This window comes from Kitasatospora sp. NPDC056531 (assembly GCF_042794375.1).
Classification (GTDB): Bacteria; Actinomycetota; Actinomycetes; order Streptomycetales; family Streptomycetaceae; genus Kitasatospora.
This window is the reverse complement of sequence record NZ_JBHTTU010000026.1, coordinates 31,133-54,686: the sequence shown is the minus strand read 5'-3', so window position 1 is coordinate 54,686 and position 23,554 is coordinate 31,133. Positions and strand designations below refer to the sequence as shown.

General features: G+C 71.3%; 16 protein-coding genes and 3 pseudogenes. 8 read left to right on the top strand and 11 right to left on the bottom strand.

The features are described 5' to 3' along the window. Nucleotides 1-92 precede the first annotated feature (92 nt). On the top strand, nucleotides 93-584 hold the full coding sequence (locus tag ACFQ87_RS22210) for a PQQ-binding-like beta-propeller repeat protein (RefSeq protein WP_380612526.1): 492 nt from the start codon (nucleotides 93-95) through the stop codon (nucleotides 582-584). A 134-nt stretch (nucleotides 585-718) separates the two neighbouring features. Here the strand turns inward: ACFQ87_RS22210 and ACFQ87_RS22205 are convergent, their stop codons facing one another. From ACFQ87_RS22205 to ACFQ87_RS22195, 3 genes and pseudogenes are all read right to left on the bottom strand, one after another. Next, entirely contained in the window at nucleotides 719-943 is a 225-nt protein-coding gene (locus tag ACFQ87_RS22205) for a hypothetical protein (RefSeq protein ID WP_380612525.1), read from the bottom strand. Between the two features lie 469 nt (nucleotides 944-1,412). Continuing rightward, nucleotides 1,413-1,541, bottom strand: a pseudogene (locus ACFQ87_RS22200) (family 1 glycosylhydrolase); the annotation flags it as partial. A 420-nt stretch (nucleotides 1,542-1,961) separates the two neighbouring features. After that, nucleotides 1,962-4,100 carry a SpoIIE family protein phosphatase gene (locus ACFQ87_RS22195; RefSeq protein WP_380612524.1) on the bottom strand — a complete coding sequence of 713 codons (2,139 nt, stop codon included), beginning with the start codon at nucleotides 4,098-4,100 and terminating at the stop codon, nucleotides 1,962-1,964. A 150-nt stretch (nucleotides 4,101-4,250) separates the two neighbouring features. Between ACFQ87_RS22195 and ACFQ87_RS22190 the strand changes: the two genes are divergently transcribed. Next, nucleotides 4,251-4,874, top strand: a complete 624-nt coding sequence (locus ACFQ87_RS22190) for a transposase domain-containing protein (protein WP_380612523.1) — start codon at nucleotides 4,251-4,253, stop codon at nucleotides 4,872-4,874. 744 nt (nucleotides 4,875-5,618) lie between these two features. On the opposite strand, the pseudogene ACFQ87_RS22185 reads toward ACFQ87_RS22190, so the two are convergent. Then, nucleotides 5,619-5,732, bottom strand: a pseudogene (locus ACFQ87_RS22185) (family 1 glycosylhydrolase); the annotation flags it as partial. A 449-nt stretch (nucleotides 5,733-6,181) separates the two neighbouring features. Between ACFQ87_RS22185 and ACFQ87_RS22180 the strand changes: the two are divergent. Together ACFQ87_RS22180 and ACFQ87_RS22175 are read left to right on the top strand one after the other, a co-directional pair. After that, nucleotides 6,182-7,018, top strand: coding sequence for a papain-like cysteine protease family protein (locus ACFQ87_RS22180; RefSeq protein ID WP_380612522.1), 837 nt, complete (start codon nucleotides 6,182-6,184; stop codon nucleotides 7,016-7,018). A 14-nt stretch (nucleotides 7,019-7,032) separates the two neighbouring features. Further along, entirely contained in the window at nucleotides 7,033-7,980 is a 948-nt protein-coding gene (locus tag ACFQ87_RS22175; protein ID WP_380612521.1) for a hypothetical protein, read from the top strand. A 973-nt stretch (nucleotides 7,981-8,953) separates the two neighbouring features. On the opposite strand, the pseudogene ACFQ87_RS22170 reads toward ACFQ87_RS22175, so the two are convergent. Then, nucleotides 8,954-9,079, bottom strand: a pseudogene (locus ACFQ87_RS22170) (family 1 glycosylhydrolase); the annotation flags it as partial. Nucleotides 9,080-9,455: 376 nt separating this feature from the next. Continuing rightward, entirely contained in the window at nucleotides 9,456-10,130 is a 675-nt protein-coding gene (locus tag ACFQ87_RS22165) for a TetR/AcrR family transcriptional regulator (protein ID WP_380612520.1), read from the bottom strand. A gap of 140 nt (nucleotides 10,131-10,270) precedes the next feature. On the opposite strand from ACFQ87_RS22165, the gene ACFQ87_RS22160 reads away from it, so the two are divergent. Continuing rightward, nucleotides 10,271-12,526, top strand: coding sequence for an MMPL family transporter (locus ACFQ87_RS22160; RefSeq protein WP_380612519.1), 2,256 nt, complete (start codon nucleotides 10,271-10,273; stop codon nucleotides 12,524-12,526). A gap of 452 nt (nucleotides 12,527-12,978) precedes the next feature. Here the strand turns inward: ACFQ87_RS22160 and ACFQ87_RS22155 are convergent, their stop codons facing one another. The 5 genes from ACFQ87_RS22155 to ACFQ87_RS22135 form a co-directional block, all read right to left on the bottom strand. Continuing rightward, nucleotides 12,979-13,899 carry a carbohydrate ABC transporter permease gene (locus ACFQ87_RS22155; protein ID WP_380612518.1) on the bottom strand — a complete coding sequence of 307 codons (921 nt, stop codon included), beginning with the start codon at nucleotides 13,897-13,899 and terminating at the stop codon, nucleotides 12,979-12,981. Beyond that, nucleotides 13,896-15,209 carry a carbohydrate ABC transporter permease gene (locus ACFQ87_RS22150; protein ID WP_380612517.1) on the bottom strand — a complete coding sequence of 438 codons (1,314 nt, stop codon included), beginning with the start codon at nucleotides 15,207-15,209 and terminating at the stop codon, nucleotides 13,896-13,898. Before ACFQ87_RS22150 ends, ACFQ87_RS22155 begins: the two co-directional genes overlap by 4 nt. A 6-nt stretch (nucleotides 15,210-15,215) precedes the next feature. Further along, nucleotides 15,216-16,544, bottom strand: a complete 1,329-nt coding sequence (locus ACFQ87_RS22145) for an ABC transporter substrate-binding protein (protein ID WP_380612516.1) — start codon at nucleotides 16,542-16,544, stop codon at nucleotides 15,216-15,218. A 52-nt stretch (nucleotides 16,545-16,596) separates the two neighbouring features. Beyond that, the gene (locus ACFQ87_RS22140) at nucleotides 16,597-18,297 is read right to left on the bottom strand and encodes a glycoside hydrolase family 13 protein (protein WP_380612515.1); all 1,701 of its coding nucleotides are present in this window, start codon (nucleotides 18,295-18,297) and stop codon (nucleotides 16,597-16,599) included. Between the two features lie 195 nt (nucleotides 18,298-18,492). Then, nucleotides 18,493-19,800 carry an ABC transporter substrate-binding protein gene (locus tag ACFQ87_RS22135; RefSeq protein WP_380612514.1) on the bottom strand — a complete coding sequence of 436 codons (1,308 nt, stop codon included), beginning with the start codon at nucleotides 19,798-19,800 and terminating at the stop codon, nucleotides 18,493-18,495. A gap of 144 nt (nucleotides 19,801-19,944) precedes the next feature. Here ACFQ87_RS22135 and ACFQ87_RS22130 point away from each other — a divergent pair, with 144 nt between their 5' ends. From ACFQ87_RS22130 to ACFQ87_RS22120, 3 genes are all read left to right on the top strand, one after another. Next, a complete protein-coding gene (locus tag ACFQ87_RS22130; protein WP_380612513.1) occupies nucleotides 19,945-20,448 on the top strand; it encodes a PadR family transcriptional regulator in 504 nt (167 codons plus the stop codon). 14 nt (nucleotides 20,449-20,462) lie between these two features. Beyond that, complete coding sequence (locus ACFQ87_RS22125; RefSeq protein WP_380612561.1) at nucleotides 20,463-21,218, top strand: ABC transporter ATP-binding protein; 756 nt, start codon at nucleotides 20,463-20,465, stop codon at nucleotides 21,216-21,218. A 4-nt stretch (nucleotides 21,219-21,222) separates the two neighbouring features. Then, nucleotides 21,223-23,554, top strand: a 2,332-nt coding sequence (locus tag ACFQ87_RS22120; RefSeq protein ID WP_380612512.1) for an FtsX-like permease family protein, incomplete at its 3' end; no start/stop codon positions are given.

Here is a 23,554-nt window from a genome sequence, read left to right as displayed (position 1 = left end):
CGGCGTGACCTCACTACTTCCCGGTCCGGCACAGTCCCGAACTCTTCTTCCTTCAGGGCGGGAAGAAGGAGCACTGGAAGGACAAGTGGGTCGTGGCCGTCGACCCGCGCGACTGCGGGGGCGGTGGGCCGCAGGCGCGCCGGCTGTTCCCGCTCAGCTGGGACACCGACCGCATCGACCACCTCTCCGGGGGCCCGGCCCTCCGCCTGACCGGCGAGAGCGGTGAGGCCCTCGTCCACGCTGGCAGGATCTACAACAGCCGCCCGCTGCGGCACGGGCGCGTCTACATCATCCGGCGCGGCTACCCGGACGGTGCGCTGCAGTGGCTGTTCACCACCGATCACCCCGCCACCGCACTGGACACCGACGGCGACACCGTCTTCGCCGCCCTCACCTCCGGCGAGGTCGTGGCGCTCGACGCCGCGAGCGGGACGCTCCGGTGGCGCACCCTCCTCACAGTGGACGGCATCCCGACTGTGGTCCTGTCCCTGACCGTGGCCGATCCCGGGCACCTGCTCCTGGGCACGGTCGACGGACGGATCCTCGTGGCCGACCCGCAGCTTCAGTCGAACCCTGGATCGTGAGGCGAGGGCAGTTCCGCATGATGTGAGGAACTGCCCTGCCCAAGGGACTTCGGCGGTGTCCGGTCCCGTGACGTGCGCCCTGGCTTCGGTGGCGGACGCGCTACTGCCGGCCGTCCGGATGCGCGCTTCGGGGTTCACCGACTCGTCTCCCCGACAAGGACGAATGCCGTCCTGTCACCGACCATGACGAAGTGCAAAGGCTCCCGCGCCGCCTCCGGCTGCCACCCGGCTGCGATACCGGCGCGGACGAGGGCGGCTGTCAGGCCGGGTGTGACAGGTTCGAGGTTGAGCGGCTCAGCGGCCGTCTCACCCCTGGCCAAGATTTCCGGGAAAAGCAGCCAGTAGTCGTCGAACTCCACGGAGACGACGATCTGGCGACGCCGACCGGGCCCGTCGAGCCAGACGCGGACAGCGACATGGCCGGGGTCGACGGCCTGGACCGTCCAACGGTACGCAAGTCCGTCGACGCGAATCCTGCGCGGTGGTCTCGGTGTCACATGGTGACGATACGGCCAGCGCCAGGACCGGAGGGCCGGGGTCCGCGGCTCCAGGTAGTCGGCCGGGTACGCCTACTGGTCGCACAACAAGGCCACGTGGAGCCAGGTGAGGCCGACCACGGTGACGACGTCCTGGCGTCTGGAACGGTTCGTCGGGGGCCGATCTTTCGCGTGGTCGGGCCACCAGCGAACCATTGGTGAAGACCACCGGATCCATCGAACACCCTGTCATTACCTCCTCAAATGCGCTGAGCAGCCATGAGCTTGCTTCCCAAGGCCCTGCCGAAGCTGCATCGAGTCCGACGGGTGCAACGTCCGATCCGGAGCTCGACTACCGTGAATGCCAAGCTCGATGATTAACAATCAGGTTGCGGTACCAGGCGTACGAGGCCTTCGGCGTGCGGCGCTGCGACGCGAAGTCGACGTGGACCAGGCCGAAGCGCTGGTGGTAGCCCTCGGCCCGTCGAACAGGCTGTCACCGTACGCTCTCCGCGATGGTGGGCTCCCTGCCGGCACTGGTGGAGCTGCGGTTCACGAAGCCCGGTGGGAATGACGATCGAGCCCCGCAGGAGATGGCGGAGCTGGTGCTGCGAATGTTCGGCGTCCCCTGGACGAGGCCACCGAAGTCGTCCGCCGGCCACTGCCACCCCTCGTATGAGGGACTTCCGCCAGGTGACATGACCGCTCAGCGCGGCGTCCTCGCCAGCACCGAACCGGGCTCGCTCACCCAGCCACGCTTGTAGCGGCCCGCACTCCTCATACGGAACCGACGGAACCCTCCCCCGCGGGCGGCGAGCAGACGGCCACCCAGTCGTTCCGGCTTGCGCGGTTCCACCTGCGGTCGGCGTCGTCTCCGTCGCGGGAGTTCACAGAGACGACCTCAGGTAGCCATGAGGACCAGCATGGCCTGGTCGTCGTGCGTGGTGTCGTCGGCGAAGGCGGCGACCGCGGCGGAGACCGATTCGAGGAGCGCCCCGGCGGTCGGGGACAAGGCCCGGAACATGCCGAAGGCGTCGGCCAGGCGCTCCTCCCCGAAGAGTTCGCCGCTCGCGGAGCGGGCCTCGGTGATGCCGTCGGTGACCAGGAGCAGGCTGTCACCCGGGTACAGGTCGATGCTGCGGGGAGACGGGGCGGGGTCGGGCCCGATGCCCAGCAGCAGGCCCGGGTGGGTGAGTTCCTCGATCGTGCCGTCGGCTCGTCGTACGAGTGGGGGTACGTGGCCGGCGCGAATCAGGTTGAGCGCCAGGTGGGTTGTGGTGTGCCGCAGTTCGCCGTAGACGAGTGAGACGAAGGAGTCCTCGTCGGCCGTGCCATTCACCAGAGCGTCATTGATAGCGGCAACCACCGCCGCGGGGTCGTGTACGAGACGGGCGGCGGCGCGTGCGCTGTGGCGGACCATGCCGGTCGTGGCGGCGGCCCGGGCGCCGCGCCCGCACACGTCGCCGATCATGAGTGCCCAGCGGTCGTCGGGAAGCGGGAAGACGTCGAAGAAGTCGCCCCCGACATCGAGGCCTTCACCGGCGGGGCGGTAGGAGGTCGCCAGATCCGCGCCGGGGATCTCGGGCAGCTCAGGAGGCAGCAGGCCGGACTGCAGGTCGTGGGCGAGCCTGGCCCGGTCGCTGAACTGGCGGGCGTTGTCGGCAGTGGAGGCGGCCCGGCGGGCGAGCTCCTCGGCCAGCGCGACGGCGTGGCCGTCCAGCGGCCGCTCAGTGGCCAGGAGGGTCAGCACGCCGAAGGTGCGGCCGCGGGTGGCCAGCGGCACGCAAACGTAGCCGGTGATGCCGAGTTGCGCGCACGAGCCGTCCGGGCTAGAGCCGACCTGGCCGGTCTCGGTAGTACCGGAGGCCAGCACGCGGGCAACCGCGCTGTCGACCTCGCCGCGCAGTTCGGGGAAGGCGAGCAGGTCCTCCTCGGCTCGGGTGGCGGCGGCGACGGCGATCCCCTGGACCTGACCGTTCTCGAGCACGTGGACGGCGCACAGCGGCGCCAGAGCCGGCACGGACAGCCGGGCCATGCGCTCGAGGCAGTCGAAGTAGTGCGGCTCGTGCGCGATGGCGGTACTGGCGTCCAGGACGAAGGCCAAGTCCTCACGGGCCGCCTTCTCCCGCTCCTGAGCGGTTCGGCGTGCCTCCACCGCGTGGTGGCGCTCGATCGCGAGAGCGGCGATGCGCGCGAAGGCCGCGCTGAGCGCCACGTCCTTGTCCTCGGGCACCTTGGGGGTGCGGTGGTAGATCGCGAAGGTGCCCAACAGGCGGCCGTCCAGGCCCTGGATCGGCGTAGACCAGCACGCCGCGACATCCGCCCGCTTCGCGAGCTCTCGGTAGCCCTCCCACAGAGGATCCGTGGCGATGTCGCCGACGATCACCGCTGCCTGCCGGTAGGCGGCGGTACCGCACGAGCCGACGCCGTCGCCGATGGCGATCCCGTCGATCGCTTCATTGTAGAAATCGGGCAGGCGTGGGGCAGTACCGTTCCGCAGGTGACGGCCGTCAGGATCGACGAGCAGCACCGAGACGATCATGTCCGGGGACAGCTCCTCGATCGCCTTCGCCATGCCGTCGAGGATCTCGTTCAGCGGGGCGTCGCGGGCGATCTGTTCCAGCAGGGCGCGCTGCTCGGCTGCCAGCAGCTGCGCGTGGTGGTACGCGGTGGTCTCGACCGCGATCACCGCCACGCCGTCGACCCGGCCAGCCGCATCTCGGCGAGGCTCGTAGGTCACGTCGAAGAACGCCTCCCGCTGGGTCATCGGCCCGCCGAGGACGAGTCGGCCGCGTCGGTTCCGGTACGCGGCGCCGGTGCGGTACACCTCATCGAGCCGATCGAGGACGCCCTGCTGGGCCAGTTCCGGAAACAGCTCCCCGACGGGCATACCGGTGGTCGCCCGGCCACCCGTGAAAGCGTCGAAGAAAGCCGGATTCGCCGTCTCCAGCACGTGTCTCGGACCGCTCAGCGCAGCGAAGACCACCGGAGCCTGCCCAAACAGGTCCGCGTACTCCTCGCTCCGCGGTCGCACGATCACGGGCTGTACCGTGGTCGGCCTGGGGCGATCAGGCTGTGCCCGCATGACAGGAAGCCTTCTCCCGCTCCCACCTGCGCCATCGCGCCTTACCCCCACTTTGACACGGAACGGCACGGCCCGGACCTCGGCACCGCACGCGCCGAGGAGCGGATGCCGTCGCGGGACCGCGACTCGAATGCCGGCCTCGCGCCCGGCAGCGACATCAGGCTGCCGGCCGCCGCCACGATGCTGCACCGCTCCCTCGACGCTCAGTTGCGATCTCTGTCGCGCCACTTGTCCGTCTTCCCGGCCAGCGTCTCTTGGGTGGGGCCTTCAGAGCAGCTGCTCCGCCCAGATGATCTTGGAAGTGGGGGTGTAGCGGGTACCCCAGCGCTCGGCCATATCGGCGAGATGACCCGGATCACGCCCTTCGAGATGGTCGATGAGGTACTCGCGGAAACGAAGGCGGTCCAGCAGCGGATCCGGCCGATGCCGGCGCGGGCCACCGTGTACCTGCTGGTGGCGGGGGCGCTGTTCGCCGGGCTGGGCTACCGGCAGGTCTTCGACCGGATGTGCGTGGGCCTGGCGGGCCTGGCGCCGACCAGACCGAGCGGCAGCGCGTTACGGCAGGCCCGCCAACGTCTGGGGCCGGCACTGAAGGCGCTGTTCGACCTGCTCCGCGGCCCGCTGGCCACGACCGCGGCCCAGGCCCGGTGGCACGGGCTGCTGGTGGTGGCGCTTGACGACGAGCGCGTCGGCGTCCTCGCATCCGGGCCGCGACGACGAATCCCATGACATGCCCATTATGGGGAGCTCACTCGAGCCGACCGGTGAACCCTCAGCCCCCATCCCATTACTGGCCCGTCCGGGCACCATACATCCCGTCGCCCGTCTCGCGGTTCGCAGCGAAAGCTTCTCGGCTCCCCAAGAAGCCCTTGGCCGGCCTCGGTGCCGCACCCGCGCGACCTCCCGCGCCACGCCCGATGGGCACCGACCGGGTCGCGGTACCAGGCGCACGACGCCCTCCGAGTGCGGCGCTGAGCCTCGAAGTCACCGGACGACCACAGAGAGGTGCAGCGCACCTGTCGTCGGCCGCCATGTCGTCGGCCGGAACTCGGCCCGCAGCCCCCACTCGGGCAGCAGCCGCGTCGGGGCGGCGAAAGAGTTGTCCTCCGCGAACTGCAGCCGACCATGCCAGCCCCGGGCGGCGGCCAGGACCCGGGGTCGACTTCGTGGCCCACCGCAGCGGCGACATCGGGTCGCCGTGCGCGCCTCAACGGCGCTTCTCCCTAGTCGAGTTCGCTTACCCCGAGTGACACGGTGGCCTCGCGCTCACCGGAGTACCAAGGCGGCCCGTCCACACGCAACCGGCCGACGGTTGAACCACTGGCGATGGGCTGCGGACTTGTCGAACACCCTGTCCTCTGCGCAGTGTCCGGGGCACAGCTGCTGCGGGCCGCGCCTTCCAGATGGCCTCTCGGTCGTTGCCGAAAGGCCATGCATCCCACATCGATTGGAAGCCAACTGCCTTGGGCGGAACGCCCGGTGGGCGGCGATCAGGCCCCGGCACCAGGCGTACGAGTCCCTCGGCGTACGGCGCTGGGTCTTGAAGTCGACGTGGACCAGCCCGAAGCGCTGGTGGTAGCCCTCAGCTCGCCGAACAGCCTGTCATTGTAGCGAGGCCTAGCTGTATCTCATCAACTCGGCCCCTGGGTTGCCCACTTACACGTCAGCGCGATCTCGGAGCGGAAGCGACACCGACCGAAGGCAACTCGAGCGGCTCGACCGGGCCCCGCATAAGCCCTTCTTTGGACCCCTGAATTTCCCCTTCTGAAACCGTCATCGCGAGTAACATTGCACTCACTCTGTGAAATTTCACAGCCTGAAATATGACCGCGGCGGATAACAATGAGATAACAGTGGACTGGACCATTGAAGCCACTGATCGACAACTGGCCTTCAGGTACTGCCTATTGACGCCGGGTCTCGCCATCTATGCGCGTAGCCACAAAGTGACCCGGACTTCTCCGTTCCGGTTTTGACGCGGCTCTGCCAGACTCCCCCGCATTCGGATTCACCTAACGGGGAGTGAGATCTGACGCATGAGCAGACACCGCAGGAAATCGCGTCGGGCGGCCGTGACGGCAATCGCCGCCGTACTGGCCGCCGCCGCGCTGGGCGTCGGTGCCGTGGCCCAGGCGGGCCTGGTCAAGGGAACGGTCATCGGAGGACAGGGGAACTACAGCACCGTCAACGAGCGTGTGCTCCCCTCACTTTCGGCCCGGGTCTCCGGCCAGGCCGCACCGGCCGACCGCATCCCGATGGTCTGCCGCACCACGGGGGACACCGTCGAGAACGACAACCGCTGGATCTGGTCCGGCGCCTACTACATCGCCGACGCCTTCATCAGCGAGGACACCGGGAACCTGCCGCTCTGCAGCTCCACCCGGCCCACCAGCTGGACAGCACTCGACATCACCATGCAGAAGCAGGTCCAGGACGAGTGGTGCTGGGACGCCTCTGGTCTGACGGTCGCCACCTACTGGGGTTACAACCAGTACAACCAGTACGACTTCTGCCGCCTCGCCCAACAGGGCCGCTGGCTGGACTGCAACGACCGGCCCGCCACGCTCGACGACATGGCCAACGGTCTGTCCGCCATGGGCTTCCGCAACAGCGGCTACGACCTGAACCGCAACGCCTCGTTCAACGAGGTCACCAACGAGATAGCCAACGGGCGGCCGTTCGCGGTGCGCATCGGCTGGACCTCGGGCGGCGGGCACATGAACGTCATCTACGGCTACGACAGCACCAGCAACATGATCGCCGTGGGCGATCCGTGGCCCAGTACGCAGACGTACACCTGGTGGAACTTCAATACCTACGTCAGCAACGGCTCGTTCCGATGGACCCACTCGCGGGTCGGCATCCACGCGTGAGGAGACAACCAACCATGAGGACACTGAAGGTGGTTGCCCTCACCACCGCCGCACTCGTGAGCGTCGGTGCCGCCGCCACGACAGCCCGGGCCGACAGCGGGGGTGATGTCCCCGACTACGGCGCCGCTCAGCAGGTGCTGCGCTCCGGACAGACGCAGGACACCGTCTCCCGCTTCCTCGGCGCCGCGAGGACGGCGACCGCCCCCGGAGCCGGGACCGGCGCCGACGGTGGCAGTGCGGGCGGTCGGCCGAACACCCCGAACGCGGTCGCCGCGCCACCGTCGTTCCAGCTCAGGGACCCGGTTCCGATGTACGAGCTGTCGGTGGACTTCGTGGCGGGCAAGGCCCAGCCGACACCGCAGAGCGCGCTCAGGCTGTCCTACCTCGCCTCGCGGGTGAGCGCGGCCGACGGTCACCAGGCCGCCGTACTGCTCGCTCCGCCGGACAAGGCCAGCGGCTGGCGGCTGGCGGGCATCCAGGACGGTGACAACGAGCTCAAGCTCGCCGAACGCACTACCTCCGACGCCCGCACGTTCACCGAGCCGCAGATCCACGCCTGGTACCGGCTCACCGCGAGCGGCGACGTCGAGCCGCTCAACAGCGAGGCCACCACAGGCCTCGGCGGCAGACAGAGCCTCCCGCTGGCCGCCTACCAGAAACTGGTGACGGGCCGGTACGCGGACAAACTCCCCGGATCCGGCTACGACCGGAACGGGCTCGCCGGAGGGTTCGGGCTGTTCGACGGCACGGGGACAGCAGCCGGGTCACCGCCCGGAACGCCGCCCCAGGTCCTGCCTGAAGCGCGATCAGGGACGCAGAGTCCGACGACCTCGTCGACCTCTGCCGATCAGCCGTCCCCGACGTCATGGCAGCTGCCGGCGGTCGGCGCCGCCGTGCTGGCCGGTGCCGCGGGATTCTGCCTGCGCCTGCGCCGTCGCGGCCGCGGCGCACCGACGGACTGACACCCGAACGGCGGACACGAGGAACCGGGCGACGGACAACACGCCCTTGGGCGCCCGGCGCCTCGTGCTCCCCGAGCAGTAGAGGGTGCGCAGCTTCGAGAACCACGGCCCGGCCAGGGCCGACAGGCCTTCAGCCGAGTCCAGGCGTCCGCCGTCGTGCGGCAACGATGCCGGGAAGGGCACGGGTTGCCGCCCCCGGCTTGACCGTGGTCGCCCCAGGGCAGCGGCGCGATCACGACAGAACCGGCTCAGTCCGTCGAACGGGCTGTCATTCCAGCCACGCACCGACAGCTGCCCTCAACTCTCCTACAGGCAAGAGCTATTGGCCAATCTCGACGCACCTTGGCGCGACAGCGACCCCGACATTCAATGCCCGATGCGCCGCGCTCCACTCCCGGCACCACCCGTATCGACGCTTTCGGCATTCGGCGCCCAGCCGCTCAGCACCAACCGCTGGCCGCCAGCCGCGCTCGACCCCGTCAACCCGGTACAGCAGAATGGCGCGGGTACCCAGAACGGAGAGCACGGCGCCTTCGCTCTCCGAGGGCACCCGCAGGACCGCCCCGCGTACCGAACGCCACGCCGCAGGATTCGCCACACGTGCCATGAGCCCCACCATGCCCTACTGGTCAGCACGACGACCAGGCGCCCCTCCGCTTGGGCATCGTAAAGCTCCTCCGGTGGATCGTGCTTCTCCAGGACAAGGCGAACCAGGCCGCGTCATGCTGCTGTGGTACCGCTCGACACGTAGTTCCCGTCACTGTGGGCACCGTGGTGGGCGTCCCCGGAGTCATAGGGCGGTCCGCCCTCGCGTGAGCGGTCCGTGGCCGAACCACTGGCAATGGGCCGCGGACTTGTCGACCACGCTGCCATTTGCTCAGGAGCCGCGGCGCAGCTGCTGCGGACTGCCCCGTTCAGGCAGCCCTTCGAACGCTGCCAAGAGGTCATGCATGCCACAGCGGCTGGAGGCCAACTACCTTGAATGATGGGCCCGATGGGCGGCGATGAGGTCGCGGTACCAGGCATACGACGCCTTCGGCGTGCGGCACTGGGTCTTGAAGTCGACGTGGACGAGACCGAACCTTTGATAGAACCCCTCGGGCCGTCGAACAGGGCGTCATTTTCCCCAGAAGCCTGTTTTCCATCGTCAATCCTTTTGCTCACCAGAGCAGTTGGGACAACGGAAGTTCATGGCACCTCGGTGCAGGCGGCCTGCCCTCCTCAAGGAACAACGTCGAGGACGGCGAGCCGGCCGCCGCGGTCACAAAGGACGCGGGCAAAGCCGGTGCCATCGGGCTGCCGACCTCGGGTCACACCAGGTCGAGCAACCGCTCGTGGGAGCCGTAGCCGGGATTCGTGTCAGTTCGTTGCGTACTGGCTAGTCCGGACCAGCCGGCGCGTCGGGGAGACGCAGGAGTCGCGGATGGTGCCGTCCTCGCTGCCCACGCCATGGCCGTCTGTCGTGCGGGCCTTGGTCACCACTGGTCCACGGCCGGCGACAGGCCCGCGGTGCGCGCGGCAACGCCCGCCTGGACTGCGAAGAGGCGGTCCCGCGCGTCCTGGTCGAGCGCGTGGAAGTGGCCGTACGCCTCGAGGGTGACGAAGCCGTGCACGGTGGCCCAGGCCAGCATCAGGGCTTCCGCCGCGTCCGGCACCAGCGGGCTGCCGAGCCGGCCGCGTTCGGCCGTGTCGGCGACGAGTTCGACCATGTGCTCCATCGCCCGCCGGCCGGCCACCACGGTCGGTCCGTCCGGTGGGGCCGCGTACCCGGGCACGGGGGAGCCGAAGATGAGGGCGAAGCGCTCCGGATTCCGCTGCGCCCAGGTGCGGTAGCCGGTGCAGGTGGCCACGAAGCGTCCGTCCAGGTCGTCCAGCGGCACGGTCTCGCGGGTCGCCGTCAACGCGTCCGACAGGCTGTCGTACGAGTCGGCGACCAGGGCGGTGAGCAGCTCGTCCCGGTCGGCGAAGTAGCGGTACAGCGCGGGCGGGGTCATCCCCATGCTGCGGGCGATGTCGGTGAAGCGGAGGTTCGCGGCGCCGCGCTCGACGATCAGGCCCAGGGCCGCGTGCTTGATCTCCTCCACGGTGTCGGCGCGCAGCCGCTCACGGCGGCTCCGCCCCCCGCTCTCATCGGTCGACCCACCCGTCATCGCATCTCCATCGGCTCGCTGCGCCAGTCACCGCGTTGACAATCCGTACCCGTCGAGGGAAACGTTACGCTTCATAAGACGCGTTATGAAGCGTAACGCTTTGCCGGGGGCGGAGCCCCTGACGACGCACGGAGGACCACATGTCCCAGGGACTGCGCGAGGATCGGCGGACAGCCGCCGGGGAGAGCGGGCCGCACAGGCCCGGCCCGCTCGGCCGAATAGCCGGTTGGAGCTTCCGGAACCGGGGCCGCACGGTGCTGCTCTGGCTGCTCGCCGCCGGCGCGGCCTTCGGCCTCTCGGCCGGCCTCGGCGCCAAGTACAGCGCCGACTACACCGCGCCCGGCTCGGACTCCAAGCAGGCCCAGCAGCTGCTGGCACGGGACTTCCCCGGGCTGGGCGGTGAATCGATCAGCCTGGTACTGACCTCCGACGGCAGCGTGACCGACGCCGCCACCCGCGACCGGGTCAAGGACCTGCTGGCCCGGATGGCCGAGGTACCGCACGTCAGCGGCATCGACGACCCGTACGGCCCGCGCGGCAAGGTGTCGGCCGACGGCCGCACCGCCCTCGGCCAGATCCACCTGGACGTCGCCGTCGCCCCCGACATGCCGAAGGCGGACACCCAGCGGCTGCTCGACCTCGCCCGCCCCGTCGACGGCGGCGTGCGCGTCCACCTCGGCGGCATGACGGTCCAGCAGGCCGAGCAGGGCGCGATCGGCTCGGAGGGCATCGGCATTGCGGCCGCCGCCGTGATCCTGGTGATCACCTTCGGCTCGGTCGTGGCCGCCGGCCTGCCGATGCTCACCGCGCTCGGCGGGCTCGCGGTCAGCAGCGCCCTGCTGCCGGTCCTCGCCGCGATCATGCCGGTCCCGGACTGGTCGACCTCGCTCGCCGCGATGCTGGGCATCGGCGTCGGCATCGACTACGCGCTGCTGCTGGTCACCCGGTTCCGCGAGTGGCGCGCCGAGGGGCTCGAACCCGAGGCCGCCACGGTCGCCGCGCTGGACACCGCGGGCCGCGCGGTCGTGGTCGCCGGAATGACCGTGGTGGTCAGCATGCTCGGGCTGTTCGCGATGGGCCTGTCGTTCATGCGCGGCGCCGCGGTCTCGGCGATCCTCTCCGTGCTCGTCGTGATCGCCGCGTCCGCGACTCTCTTCCCCGCCCTGCTGGGCTACCTCGGCCGACACATCGAGCGCCTCCGGCTGCCGCTGCCCCAGCGCCGCGCCGTCCAGGGCGAGAGCTCGGTGGGCGCCGGCTGGCTGCGCTGGAGCAGGCTCGTCGAGCGTCACCGCGTCCTCGGTGCCGTCACCGGGGTCGTCGTCCTGCTGGCGCTCGCGGCGCCGTTCCTCGGCGTGCGCTTCGGCTTCCCCGACGCGGGCAACGACCCCGCCGGGCGCTCGAACCGGCTGGCGTACGACACGGTAGCCGCCGGCTTCGGACCGGGCAGCAACGGACCGCTGGTCCTGGTCGCCGAGTTGGCGCCGGGCACCCCCGCCGACGCGACAGCCTCGCTGCCCACCGCGCTGAAGGCGGTGCCCGGCGTCACGGCTGTGACCCCTCCGGTGCCCGGCTCCGACGGCCGCTCGCTGCTGCTCACCGTCGTCCCGGACAGCGGTCCGCAGTCCAGCGCCACCAAAACCCTGGTCCGCGACCTCCGCGATCACGTCATCCCGGCTGCGGTCGGCCCCGGCGTCCGGGTGCACGTCGGCGGGGCGACCGCCAGCGCGATCGACAGCACCGACAACATCGCCCGCCGCATCCCGCTGCTGGTCGGCGGCGTGGTCACGGTGTCGATGCTCCTGCTCCTGGTGGCCTTCCGTAGCCTCGCCGTCGCCCTCAAGGCCGCTGTGATGAACCTGCTCTCCGTCGGCGCCGCGTACGGCGTGGTCGCCCTCGTCCTCGAAGGCGGCACCGCCGGCCGACTGATCGGCATCGACAGCCCCACCCCGCTGCCGGCCTTTGTCCCGGTGCTGACCTTCGCCGTCCTGTTCGGCCTCTCGATGGACTACGAGGTCTTCCTGGTGAGTCGGATGCGTGAGGCCTGGCTGCGCACCAACGACAACGCGGAGTCCATCGTCAGCGGACTGGCGGGCACCGCGCGGGTGATCACCGCGGCGGCGGCCATCATGGTCGCCGTGTTCGCGGCCTTCGTCCCGTCGCCCGACCTGCCGATCAAGGTCATCGGCGTCGGCATGGGGTCGGCCATCCTGATCGACGCCACGCTGGTCCGACTGCTGCTGGTACCGGCCGTGATGCACCTGCTCGGCCGCGGCAACTGGTGGTTGCCCACCTGGCTGGACCGCCGCCTGCCCCACCTCCACGTCGAAGGACACACCGAGTTCTACCAGCCGGAGGCCGCCGCCGAGGCGCCCCGCTCCCCGGCGGTGGTCGGCTAGTCGCAACAGCGGACCGCGGGCGCCCCACGACGCCTGCGGTCCGGTGTTACGGAACGCGCCGCCCCGGTCTCTTCCTGTACGACGCCCGGCGGGAGCCGGCCTACCGCGGCGCGACGGACGAGTCCGCCCCTGGCAACCGACAGCCGGTCACCGGTGGGCTGCTGCGGCACGCCATCGGCCTGGTACTGGCGGGCGAGCCCGTGCCGGAGCCACACCGGGCGAGCATGGGCTGCTCCATCAAGTGGGCTTGACGGTAGCCGACCGAGAACACCCCGCCCGCCACCTCCGCCAACCCTCTGCCCGGCATCACCGACGTCGCCAACATCTAGCAGTTCATGCAACTGCGAACTCCTGAAGCGGACGGGGCCGAATTGCTGGTGACAGCACTCAGCAGCACGGGCGCTGGTGGGCGAGCCCGGCCGGCGGGTCATCCGTCGCCGCCCCCACCGGGGTCACTTCACGGATCCGGCCATGGCGCCCTGGATGAAGAACCGTTGGAAGCAGAGGAACACCACCACGGGGACCAGCAGGGACAGGAACGCGCCGGGTGCGAGGATGTCCATGTTGCTGCCGAACTGCCGCATCTGGGACTGCAGGTAGACGGTCAGCGGCTGCGAGTCGTTGCCGGCGAAGATCAGCGCGACCAGCATGTCGTTCCAGACCCAGAGGAACTGGAAGATGCACAGCGAGGCGACGGCCGGTGCGGCGAGCGGCAGGGCGAGGGTACGGAAGATCCGCCACTCCCCGCAGCCGTCCATCCGCGCCGCCTCCAGGAGTTCGGCGGGGATCTCCAGGAAGTGGTTGCGCATCAGGAACACGGCGAACGGCAGCCCGTAGCCGACGTGGAACAGCACGACGCCGGGGATGGTGCCGAACAGCCCGACGGCACCCTCCAGTTTGGCGACCGGGATGAGCCCGACCTGGACGGGGACGACCAGCAGTCCGACCACGCCGAGGAAGACGGCGTCCCGGCCGGGGAAGCGCATCCAGGCGAAGGCGTAGCCGGCGCCCGCGGCGAGGGCTACGGTCAGCAGGGTCGCCGGGACGCTGATGAGCACGGTGTTCCACAGCGCCTTGGGGACGTCGCCGCCGCCGAGCAGCGCGGTGTAGTTCTGCAGGGTGAGCTGGGCGGGCTCGGTCAGTGCCGTCCACCAGCCTCCGGTGGCGGCGACCTGCTTGGGGCGCAGTGAGGAGACCAGCAGGCCGACGGTGGGCACCAGCCAGGCAACGGCGGCCACGATCAGCGCGGCCTGGACGAGGCCGCTCCGGGTGAGGGCGGCGAGCCGGGTCGTGAGCGGCAGGGTGGGCCGGCCGGCAGGCACCGGTGCGGGCACGGTGGTGGGGGCGGACGGGGCCGCCTGGGTGGTGGTCATGCGCGGCTCCCTCGGAAGCGTCGGACGTTGAGAAGCATCACCGGCACGACCAGGAGCAGCAGCAGGACGCTGAGTGCGCTGCCGAGGCCCTGGTCGTTGCCGCCGCCGAAGGAGACCAGGTAGAGCCGGAGCGCGAGCACGCTCGCGTCCTGCTGCACCGGTCCGGGCGCGATGATGTACACGAGGTCGAAGATCTTCATCACGTTGATGACCATGGTGATGAACACGACGCCGAGGACCGGGGCGAGTTGGGGCACGGTGATGCGGCGGAGGATCTGCCATTCGCCGGCGCCGTCGATCCTGGCCGCCTCGATGGTCTCGCGGGGCAGGTTGGCGAGGCCCCCGGCGATGATGACCATGGCGAAGCCGGCCCAGATCCAGATGTAGGCGCCGATGACGGCCGGGGTGATGAACGCAGGGCCGAGCCAGTCGATGCCGCGGTAGGGGGCGGCGAAGTTCGCGGCCGGCATCACCACCGAGGTGGTGGCGGAGGGGGCTGCGCCGAAGCGGAAGGTTCCGTCGTCGGCCGTGGTCGTGGTGGCGACCGTCCTTCCACCGTCCCGGAGTTGGACGGTGACGCCGGGCAGGCCCTTCTTCCCGGCGTCGAGCCGGCCGGGGTGGCCGCCGCCGCCGGGAACGAAGTCCAGGAACACCGTGCCACTGACCCCGTCACCACCGGCCGGCTCCTGGGCCGTCCGGGCAGTGGCCGGGAGCGCGCCGGGCTGCACGCCGACCAGCGGCAGCAGCACGACGCGCGTGCTGGTGGGCGCCGTGACGTCGCCGTCCTGGGCTTGGTCGAGGCCCGTGCTGGGGCGTGGGTGGGCGCCCGGGTAGGTCGGCCGGTCGTTGAACGTGTCGTGGACGGCGACCGCGGCGGCGTTGAGCACGCCGCGGTGCGGGTCCGCGTCGTACACCGTGCGGAAGATGATCCCGGCGGCGAGGAAGGAGATCGCCATCGGCATGAAGACGAGCAGCTTGAACGCGGTGGCCCAGCGGATCTTCTCGGTGAGCACCGCGAACACCAGTCCGATGGCGGTCACCAGCGCCGGGGCGACGGCGACCCAGATCGCGTTGTTGCGCACGGCGGTGAGGGTGGCGTGGTCGGTGAAGGCGGTGCCGTAGTTGTCGAGTCCGACGAAGCGGTGGCCGGAGGCGTCGAAGAGGCTGCGGGCCACCGAATAGCCGATGGGGTAGACGACGAGGGCGCCGAGCAGCAGCAGGGCGGGCAGGACGAAGAGCAGGGCGAGGCCCCGGTGGCGCCGGACGGCGCCACCGGATGCCCGGCCGCTGCGGGGTGAGCGCAGAGACATGGTGGATCAGCCCTTGTAGGCCTTGGCCGCGTCGGCTTCGAGCTTGGCCGCGGCGCCCTGGACGTCGGAGGGGTTGGCGAGGAAGTCCTGGAGGTCCTTCCACTCGCCCTGGCCCGCGGTGCCGCCGAACGCGGCGGGGGCCTGGTCCGACATGTCGAAGCGGAAGGTGTCGCCGGCGTCGATCACCGACTTGGCGAACTGCCGGGTGGTGTCGTCGGGGTAGACGGACGGGTCGACCGACTTGTTGGGCGAGATGAAGCCGCCGGCCTTGGCCCAGACGGTCGCGGCCTCGGGGCCGGCCAGGAACTCGACGAACTTCTGCGCGGCCTCGGGGTGCTTGGCACCCTTGAGGACGACCGCCGCGTCGCCCGCGCCCATCACCGGGGCCTTGCCGCCGTCCACGGCGGGGAAGGGGAACACCTTGGCGTCGGTGCCGACCTGCTTCTTCAGTTCGGAGGCGATGACACCTCCCACGAAGTCGCCCTCATAGGTCATGGCGGCCTTGGGCTGTGCCCCGAAGACCTGCTGGACGGAGGTGGGGAAGTCGGTCTGCAGGGCGCCCTGCCCGCCACCGGCGACGAGTTGCTTGTCGCCGAAGACCTTGCCGAGGGTGGTCAGGGCCTTGAGGACCGACGGGTCGGTCCACGGGATCTCGTGCCGGGTGAGCTTGTCGTAGAGCTCCGGTCCGGCCTGGGAGAGGTAGACGTTCTCGAACCAGTCGGTCAGGGTCCAGCCGGCCTGGCCGCCGACGGTGAAGGCCGGAGTGCCGGAGTCGGCGAGCGTGCGGCCGGCCTTCAGCAGGTCGTCGAAGGTGGTCGGGGGCTGGACGCCGGCGTTCTCGAAGGCGGTGGGGCTGTACCAGACGGTCGACTTGTCGGCGGCCTTGAAGTAGAGGCCGTACTGGGTGCCGTTGACGGTGCCGAGGCTGGACCAGATGCCGGCGTAGTTCTTCTTCGCGGCGTCGGTGACGGGGGGTGAGAGCGGCGCCAGCCAGCCCTTGTCGGCGAACTGCTTGATCACGCCGGGCTGGGCGACCATGACCACGTCCATCGGGTCGCCACCCTCGATCTTGCTGCCGACCACGGTGGAGAGGTTGTCACCGGTGGAGGTGTAGCTGACGGTGGCGCCGGTCTTCGCGGTGAAGGCGTCCAGCACCTTCTTGAAGTTCTCCTGCTCGGTGCCGCTCCACACGGCGGCGACGGTCAGGGTCTGTCCCTTGAGTCCCTGGGTGGCGGAGTCGGCGGCGGCGCCGCCTCCTCCGCTGCCGCAGGCGGTTGCGGTGGCGGCCAGCACGACGGAGGCGGCCAGGGTGGGGAGAGCGCTACGGAGTCTCATCGTCGAGTCTTCTTCCGTGAGGCGGGTGGGGGTTTCGTGATGTGATGGTCAGTCAGATGGTGCTGGCAGCAGCGTGGTTGATCCACCAGGCGGCGGTGGCGGGCGGCAGGAGGCCGTCGGCGCACGGACCGCTTGCCAGCAGGGGCGGACCGGCGACCGGAGCCGGCGCTGGGGTGTCGCCGAAGTTGACGGCGCACACCAGGCCCTCGCCGCGGACGAACGCGAGGACCCCGGGCGGGGTCTCCAGCCACCGCAGCGTCCCCTCGCCCAGCTGCGGGAGTTCACGACGCAGTTGGAGGGCGGTTCGGTACAGGTGGAAGACGGATCCGGCGTCGGCCCGCTGCCGCTCGGCCGTGTGGGCGGCGAAGGAGTCCGGCTGCGGGAGCCAGGGGGCGGCCGGGCTGTCCGGCGGGCTGAACCCGAACGGGGCCCCGGTGCCCGACCACGGCAGCGGTATCCGGCAGCCGTCGCGGATCCCGGTGCGGCTACCGGTCCGGCGGAAGATCGGGTCGGTGATCAACTCGTCCGGCAGGTCGAGGACTTCGGGCAGCCCGAGCTCCTCGCCCTGGTAGATGTAGGCGGCTCCGGGCAGGGCCAGCATCAGCAGGGCGGCGGCCTTGGCCCGGGCGGGGCCGGAGGCCGGGTCCTCCCCCGCGAACCGGCTCACCGTGCGGACCTGGTCGTGGTTGTTGAGCACCCAGGTGACGGTCGACCCGGTGCCGGTGATGTCCCGTACGGCGTCGTCGATGACCCGGTGGAAGTGCGCGAGGTCCCACGGCGCGTGCAGCAGGTGGAAGAAGAAGGCTTGGTGCAGTTCGTCGGGCCGCACGTACAGCGCCTGCTCCGCCGGCGTGGGCACGGAGGCCTCGCCGACCAGCAGCCGTTCACGGCCGTCGCGGGCGGTGTACTGCTCGCAGATGGCACGCCACCGCCGCCAGATGTCGTGCACCTCCGGCTGGTTCCAGGCCAGTGGGTTGACCGAGTCGCGGGTGCGCTCGTCCGCGTCCGGGTCGGGCGAGTCCGGCAGTTCTGGGTGCTTGTACAGCCCGGCTGCCACGTCGATCCGGAAGCCGTCGACGCCGCGGTCGAGCCAGAACCGCAGCACCTCCTCGAAGTGGACGGCGACATCGGGGTTGCGCCAGTTGAAGTCGGGCTGCTCGGGGGTGAACAGGTGGAGGTACCACTGGCCGGGCCGGCCGTCGGCCTCGGTGATCCTGGTCCAGGCCGGGCCGCCGAACATGGCCCGCCAGTTGTTGGGCGGGAGTTCCCCGTCCTGGCCGCGCCCGTCGGCGAAGTGGAACCGCGCCCGCTCGGGACTGCCGGGGCCGTTGGCCAGAGCCTTCTGGAACCACGGGTGATCACTTGAGCAGTGGTTGGGGACGACGTCCAGGACCAGCTTGAGACCGAGCAGTCCGCAGTCCGCCATCAGGCGGTCGAACTCGGCGAGGTCGCCGTAGACGGGGTCGACGGCGCAGTGGTCGGCGATGTCGTAGCCGTGGTCGTGCTGGGGCGAGACGTAGAACGGGTTGAGCCAGACGCCGTCGGCGCCCAGCTGCCGCACGTGGTGCAGCTGTTCCCGGACGCCGGCGAGGTCGCCGACGCCGTCGCCGTCGGCGTCACGGAAGCTGCGCACGTAGATCTGGTAGATCACGGCGTCGCGCCACCAGGCACGGGCGGCGGGGGTGGTAGGGGCGTGCGAACGAGCGCGCGGCAGGGTGACCGCGTCGCCGTCGGGGAGGGTGGGGTTGAGCATCTCGCTACTCCAACGGTTATGCATTCGCGTTAGGTATAGCAGGCAGATGCCAGCACTGTTAAGCCCTTGTTTGATGGAGTTTCCCAGGAGTTACACGACGAGGCATCGAGTCAGGGATAGATACATGTTAGGTACTCACGGGTAAGGCCTCGCGAAACAGGGGCTGACCGCCCACGGGCCGTCGTCGGCGTCGACTCAGCCGACGACGGCGCGCAGCTCCGCAGCCAGCCGGGGCAGCGCCGCCCCGGCGGGCCGACGGCCCGACACGACCTCGAACGCCGTCTCGCTGAACGCGAGGCTCAGCTGCTGGTACTGCGGCACGCCGGGGCGCGCCCCGGCCGCCAGGATCGCCGTGCGCAGCACGGGCAGGTACGGGAACCGAGCCGTCAGGTCCGGGTCCGCGTAGAGGTCGGCCCAGACCGGCGGCAGCCCGCCCTCGGTCAGCACGCGGGACTGCGCCCGGCGGCTCGTCAGGTAGCCGATCAGTGCCCGCGCGGTGCGCTGGCGCCGGGAGAACCGGCTGACCGCCAGCCCCGAGCCGCCCAGCACACCGCTGCCGGGCCCGTTCGGGCCGGGCAGCGGCACCACGCCGAACCGCCCCTCCACGGGGGAACCGGCGGCGCCGACCGCGTGGTAGACGTACGGCCAGTTCCGCAGGAAGAGCAGGCCGCCCCGGCCGAAGGCCTCGCGGGACTCCTCCTCCTGGTAGCCGAGCGCCTCGCGCGGGATCCAGCCCTCGCGCACGCCGCCGGCCAGAAACTCCAGGCCGGCCCGGGCCTGCGGGCTGTCGACCACCACGGTTCCGTCTCCGGCGAGCAGGTCCCCGCCGGCCGAGCGGATCGCCTCCAGGGCGTTGACGGCGAGTCCCTCGTACGGGCTCAGCTGACCCGCGTACCCGGACAGCCCGTGCGCGGGGGCCAGTGTCCGTGCCTGCCGTGCCAGGTCGGCCCAGGTGGTGGGCGGTTGCTCGCCGGCGGCGTCCAGCACGTCGCTGCGGTAGTACAGCAGAGCGGCGTTGGCGACGAACGGTACCGCGTACAGCCGCCCGTCGAATTGACCGGTCCGGACGACCGGCGGCAGCAAGCTGCCCAGTGCGAAGTCCGACTCGTCCAGCGGCACGGTCCAGCGCCGGGCCGCGAACTCGGCCGTCCACACCACGTCGAGGTTGAGCACGTCGAAGCGGCTGCCGCCGGCCGACAGCTCTCCGGCGAGCTGGGCGTGCACCTCGTCCGCCGCCTCCGGCAGCTCGACCAGTTCGGCGGGCTGGTCCGGGTGCTCGGCGTTCCAGTCGGCCAGCAGCCCGCGCAGGTAGCGGGTGGTGTCCCGGCCGGTGGCGAGCGTGACCGGCCCGACGCCCTCCGGGTCGCCCATCGCCTGCGCACCGCCGACCAGGCCGTACCAGGCGGACGCGCCCCCGGCCGCGAGCACCGCCGCCCCGCCCACCAGCGCGCGCACCACGCGCCGACGGCCCGCGTCGGGCCCGGTGGGCGGCCGGTCTTCCATGGAGCTCCTTCGGTCCGCCGGCACGGGTGGGGGCCGACGCACGTCCCTTTATACGGCCTCCCTGCTGGTGGGGGCCCGCCTGCCCGTACTGTGTGACCGAGGTGTAACCAGCGAACAGGCACGAGAGGGAAGAGGTGACGCCCGGTGCGCCATCAGCTGCTGGCGCTGCTGGCCCGGCAGCCCGCCTACGGGTACGAGCTCAAGCAGGGGCTTGAGCAGACCTTCGGCGCGGCGTACCCTCAGCCGAACATCGGCCAGATCTACGTGACCCTGAGCCGACTGGAGAAGTCCGGACTGATCCGCGGCACCGAGGTGGCGCAGGAGGGCAGGCCGGACAAGAAGGTCTACGAGATCACGGAGAAGGGCACCGAGGAACTCGCCGGCTGGTTCGAGGCGCCCACCGAGGGGCCCCGAGTCAGGGACGAGTTCTTCATGAAGCTGATCCTGGCCGAAGACACCGACCTCGCCGACCAGCTGACGCTGATCAACAACCAGCGCCGGCACTGCATCAACACGATGCGCGGACTCAACAAGCTGGCCGCCACCGAGCGCGGCAACCGGACCTCGCTGCTGCTGATCGAGGGCGCCGTCCTGCACCTGCAGGCCGACCTCGACTGGCTGGAGCGTTGCCAGGAGGAGCTCACGTGACCGGCCCGGAGCCGATGCCGCCACCGATGCCGCCGCTGCTGGCCGCCGAGTCCGTGGTGCGCTCGCACCTGAGCGGCTCGACCCTGATACCCGCGGTCCGCGGCATCAGCCTGCGGATCGACCGGGGCGAGTTCGTCGCCGTCACCGGCCCCTCGGGCGCCGGCAAGTCCACCCTGCTGCACCTCCTCGCCGGCCTGCTCCGGCCCGACGAGGGCGAGCTGTGGCTCGACGGCCGCCGGGTCGACCGCCTGAGGGAGTCCGCCTGGGCCCGCCTGCGCCGCCGGCACTACGGCATCGTCTTCCAGAGCGGCAACCTGCTCCCCGACTTCTCCGTCGCTGACAACATCGAGCTGACCGCGGTGCTCGCGGGCATGTCCGGCCGAACCGCCCGCGAACGCCGCGAGGAACTCCTTCAGGACCTCGGCCTCGCCCACAAGGCCACCGCCGGGCCCGGCGAGCTCTCCGGCGGTGAGCGCCAGCGCGTCGCCCTGGCCCGCGCGCTGGTCAACCGGCCGCAGCTGCTCCTCGCCGACGAGCCCACCGGAAACCTCGACAGTCGCAGCACCCGCGACGTCCTCGCCCTGCTCAGCCGCTACCACGAACAGGGCACCACCATCGTGCTGGTCACCCACGACGCGCGGGCGGCGAGCACCGCCGACCGGGTCGTCAGCCTCTTCGACGGCCGGATCGCCGACGACGCCCGGGTGGAGGAGCCCCCGGCCGCGCGGCGCGCCGTCGGGGTCCGCGACATCATCGATTTCGGCGGGTGAGCCGGTGCGTGCCCTGCTCCGCTGGATCCGCGTCGACCTGCGCTCGCACCGCGTCCACGCGCTTCTGATCGTCCTCGCCACCGGCGGCACCACCGCCGCTCTCCTGCTTGCCGGCACGCTGCTCGGCGCCGCCGCCGACCCGTGGCAGCGGCAGTTCCAGGCCGCCGGATCACCCGACATCCGGATCGACCTGCGCCCGCCCACGGCCGCCCGGGGCGGCACCGACGAACCCTCCGCCGCCGTGCTCGCCCGCGAACCCGGCGTACTCGCCGTCTCACCACCCCAGCAGACCGCCGAGACCACACTGGTCGGCCGACGAGCAGACGGCGCGGCCGCCGCGGGCCCACCCGGCCGCACCGCGCTCGTGCTGCGCGGCGACACCCCGGGCGCAGCCCGCCCGCTGCTGCGCTCCGGCACCTGGCTCGACCCCGCCGACACCCGCGGCATCGTGCTCGAACAGTCCGCGGCCGACGCCGCCTGGGCCCACCCCGGGGACCACCTGACCGTCCTCGACAGCCACGGCGCGGCCGTCGAACTACAGGTCCTCGGCATCGCCGACAGCCCCGACCAGCTGCCCAGCCAGGCCGCAGGCTACGACCTCGGCTGGGCACTCCCCGACACCCTCGACCTGGTCCAGCCGGACCAGGCAGCCCGGGGTCTCACCCTCGGCCTGCGCCTGGCCCGTCCCTCCGACGCCGCGTACACGGCCCAGCGGGTGGTCAGCGTCCTCGGCGCCGGGCGGGTCTCCCGGATCACCACCTGGCTGGACGCGCGGGACGCGCGGCAGCAGGACAACCGGCTGGCCGGCCTGCTCCTCGGACTCAGCGGACTCGCCGCACTGCTCGCCGCTGCCCTGGCGGTGGCCGGCGGGGCAGGCTGGCGGATCAGGACCAGGACGGGCGACATCGCCCTCCTCAAGGCGCTCGGCTTCACCGCCGGCCAGGTCGCCTGGATGTTCATCGCCGAACAGCTCCTGCTGGCCGGCACCGGAGTCCTGCTCGGCTCCGGCGGTGCCGCGATCGCCGTCCACACCGTCCCGGCCCTCGGCGGCGGGACCGACGCGCTCCACGGACCCGTGCCCGGCGGCACGGCGACCACCGTCGCCGTCGCTGCCGCCGCACTCCTCGCCGTCGGGGCCGCCGCCGCACTGCCCGCACTGCGGGCCTCGCGGGTCACCCCCGTGCCCCCGACCGACGGCACCCGACCACCCGCCATGACGGCCCGACCGGTCCGGCTCGGCCCACTCCGACGGCTGCCCCCGGCACTCGCGCTCGGCCTCGGCAGCGTCCTGCGCCGACGCTCGGACCTGGTCGGCAGCGCCCTGCGGCTGACCGTCCCGGTCGTCGCCGCCACCCTGGCCCTGAGCACCTGGGCGACCCTCGACGCCGTCACCCGGCCCGATCGCGGCGCCACCGTCCCGTCCGTCACCGCCCGCCGCACCACCCCCGATCAGACACCCGGCGACGGGCGGCTCGCCGACGCCCTGGCCTCCGACGGCGCCGTGCAGGGCGTCTACCCGGGCACGGAGATGCAGGCCCTCGCGCCCGGCCAGTCCGCGACACTCACCCTGCGCGCCGTCGGCACCACCGACGCGCCGTACCCGTACACCGTCGTCGAGGGCCGGGCGATCCGCGCCACCGACGAAGCCGTCGCCGGGCAGGGCGCCCTCGACCTGCTCGGCGCCCGGGTCGGCCAGTGGGTGCGGCTCACCACCGGGAGCACCCCCCGCATCCTGCACATCGTCGGACGCAATCTCGAACCGGAACACGGCGGCCGCGTCCTGTCCACCGGGTTCGACACCCTCGACCGGCCCGGCGACCCCACCCACCCGGACTTCTGGCAACTGACCCTGCGCCCCGGCCAGGACCCGGCCGCCGTCCAGCGCGACCTCCCCGCCCGCGCCGGCCTCGCCGGGCAGACGGAGATCCGCCTCCCCACCGGCCCGGTCACCAGGCCCGGCGCCCTGCGGGCCAGCGTGGTCGGCCTCCTGCTCGTACTCGCCCTCATCGGCCTGGTCGACCTGCTCACCACCGCCACCGCAGGCTTCCACGAACGCCGCCGGGACCTCGGCCTGCTCAGGGCGATCGGCCTCACCCCGGGCCAGTCCGCCGTCGTACTCGCCGTCCGCGGGACGGTCATCGCCCTGAGCACCGTCGCCGTCGGATCGGTCGTCGCCATCCCGCTCGTCCGCCGGCTCATCGACCGGCAGGGCGAGCTGAGCGGAATCGGCGCGGGCATCGCCCGCGCCCCCTCCGCCCTGACGGTCCTCGCCCCGGCCCCCGTCTTCGCCCCAACAGCGGCTGCACTCCTCTCCCTCCCCGTGTTTTGCATCCCCC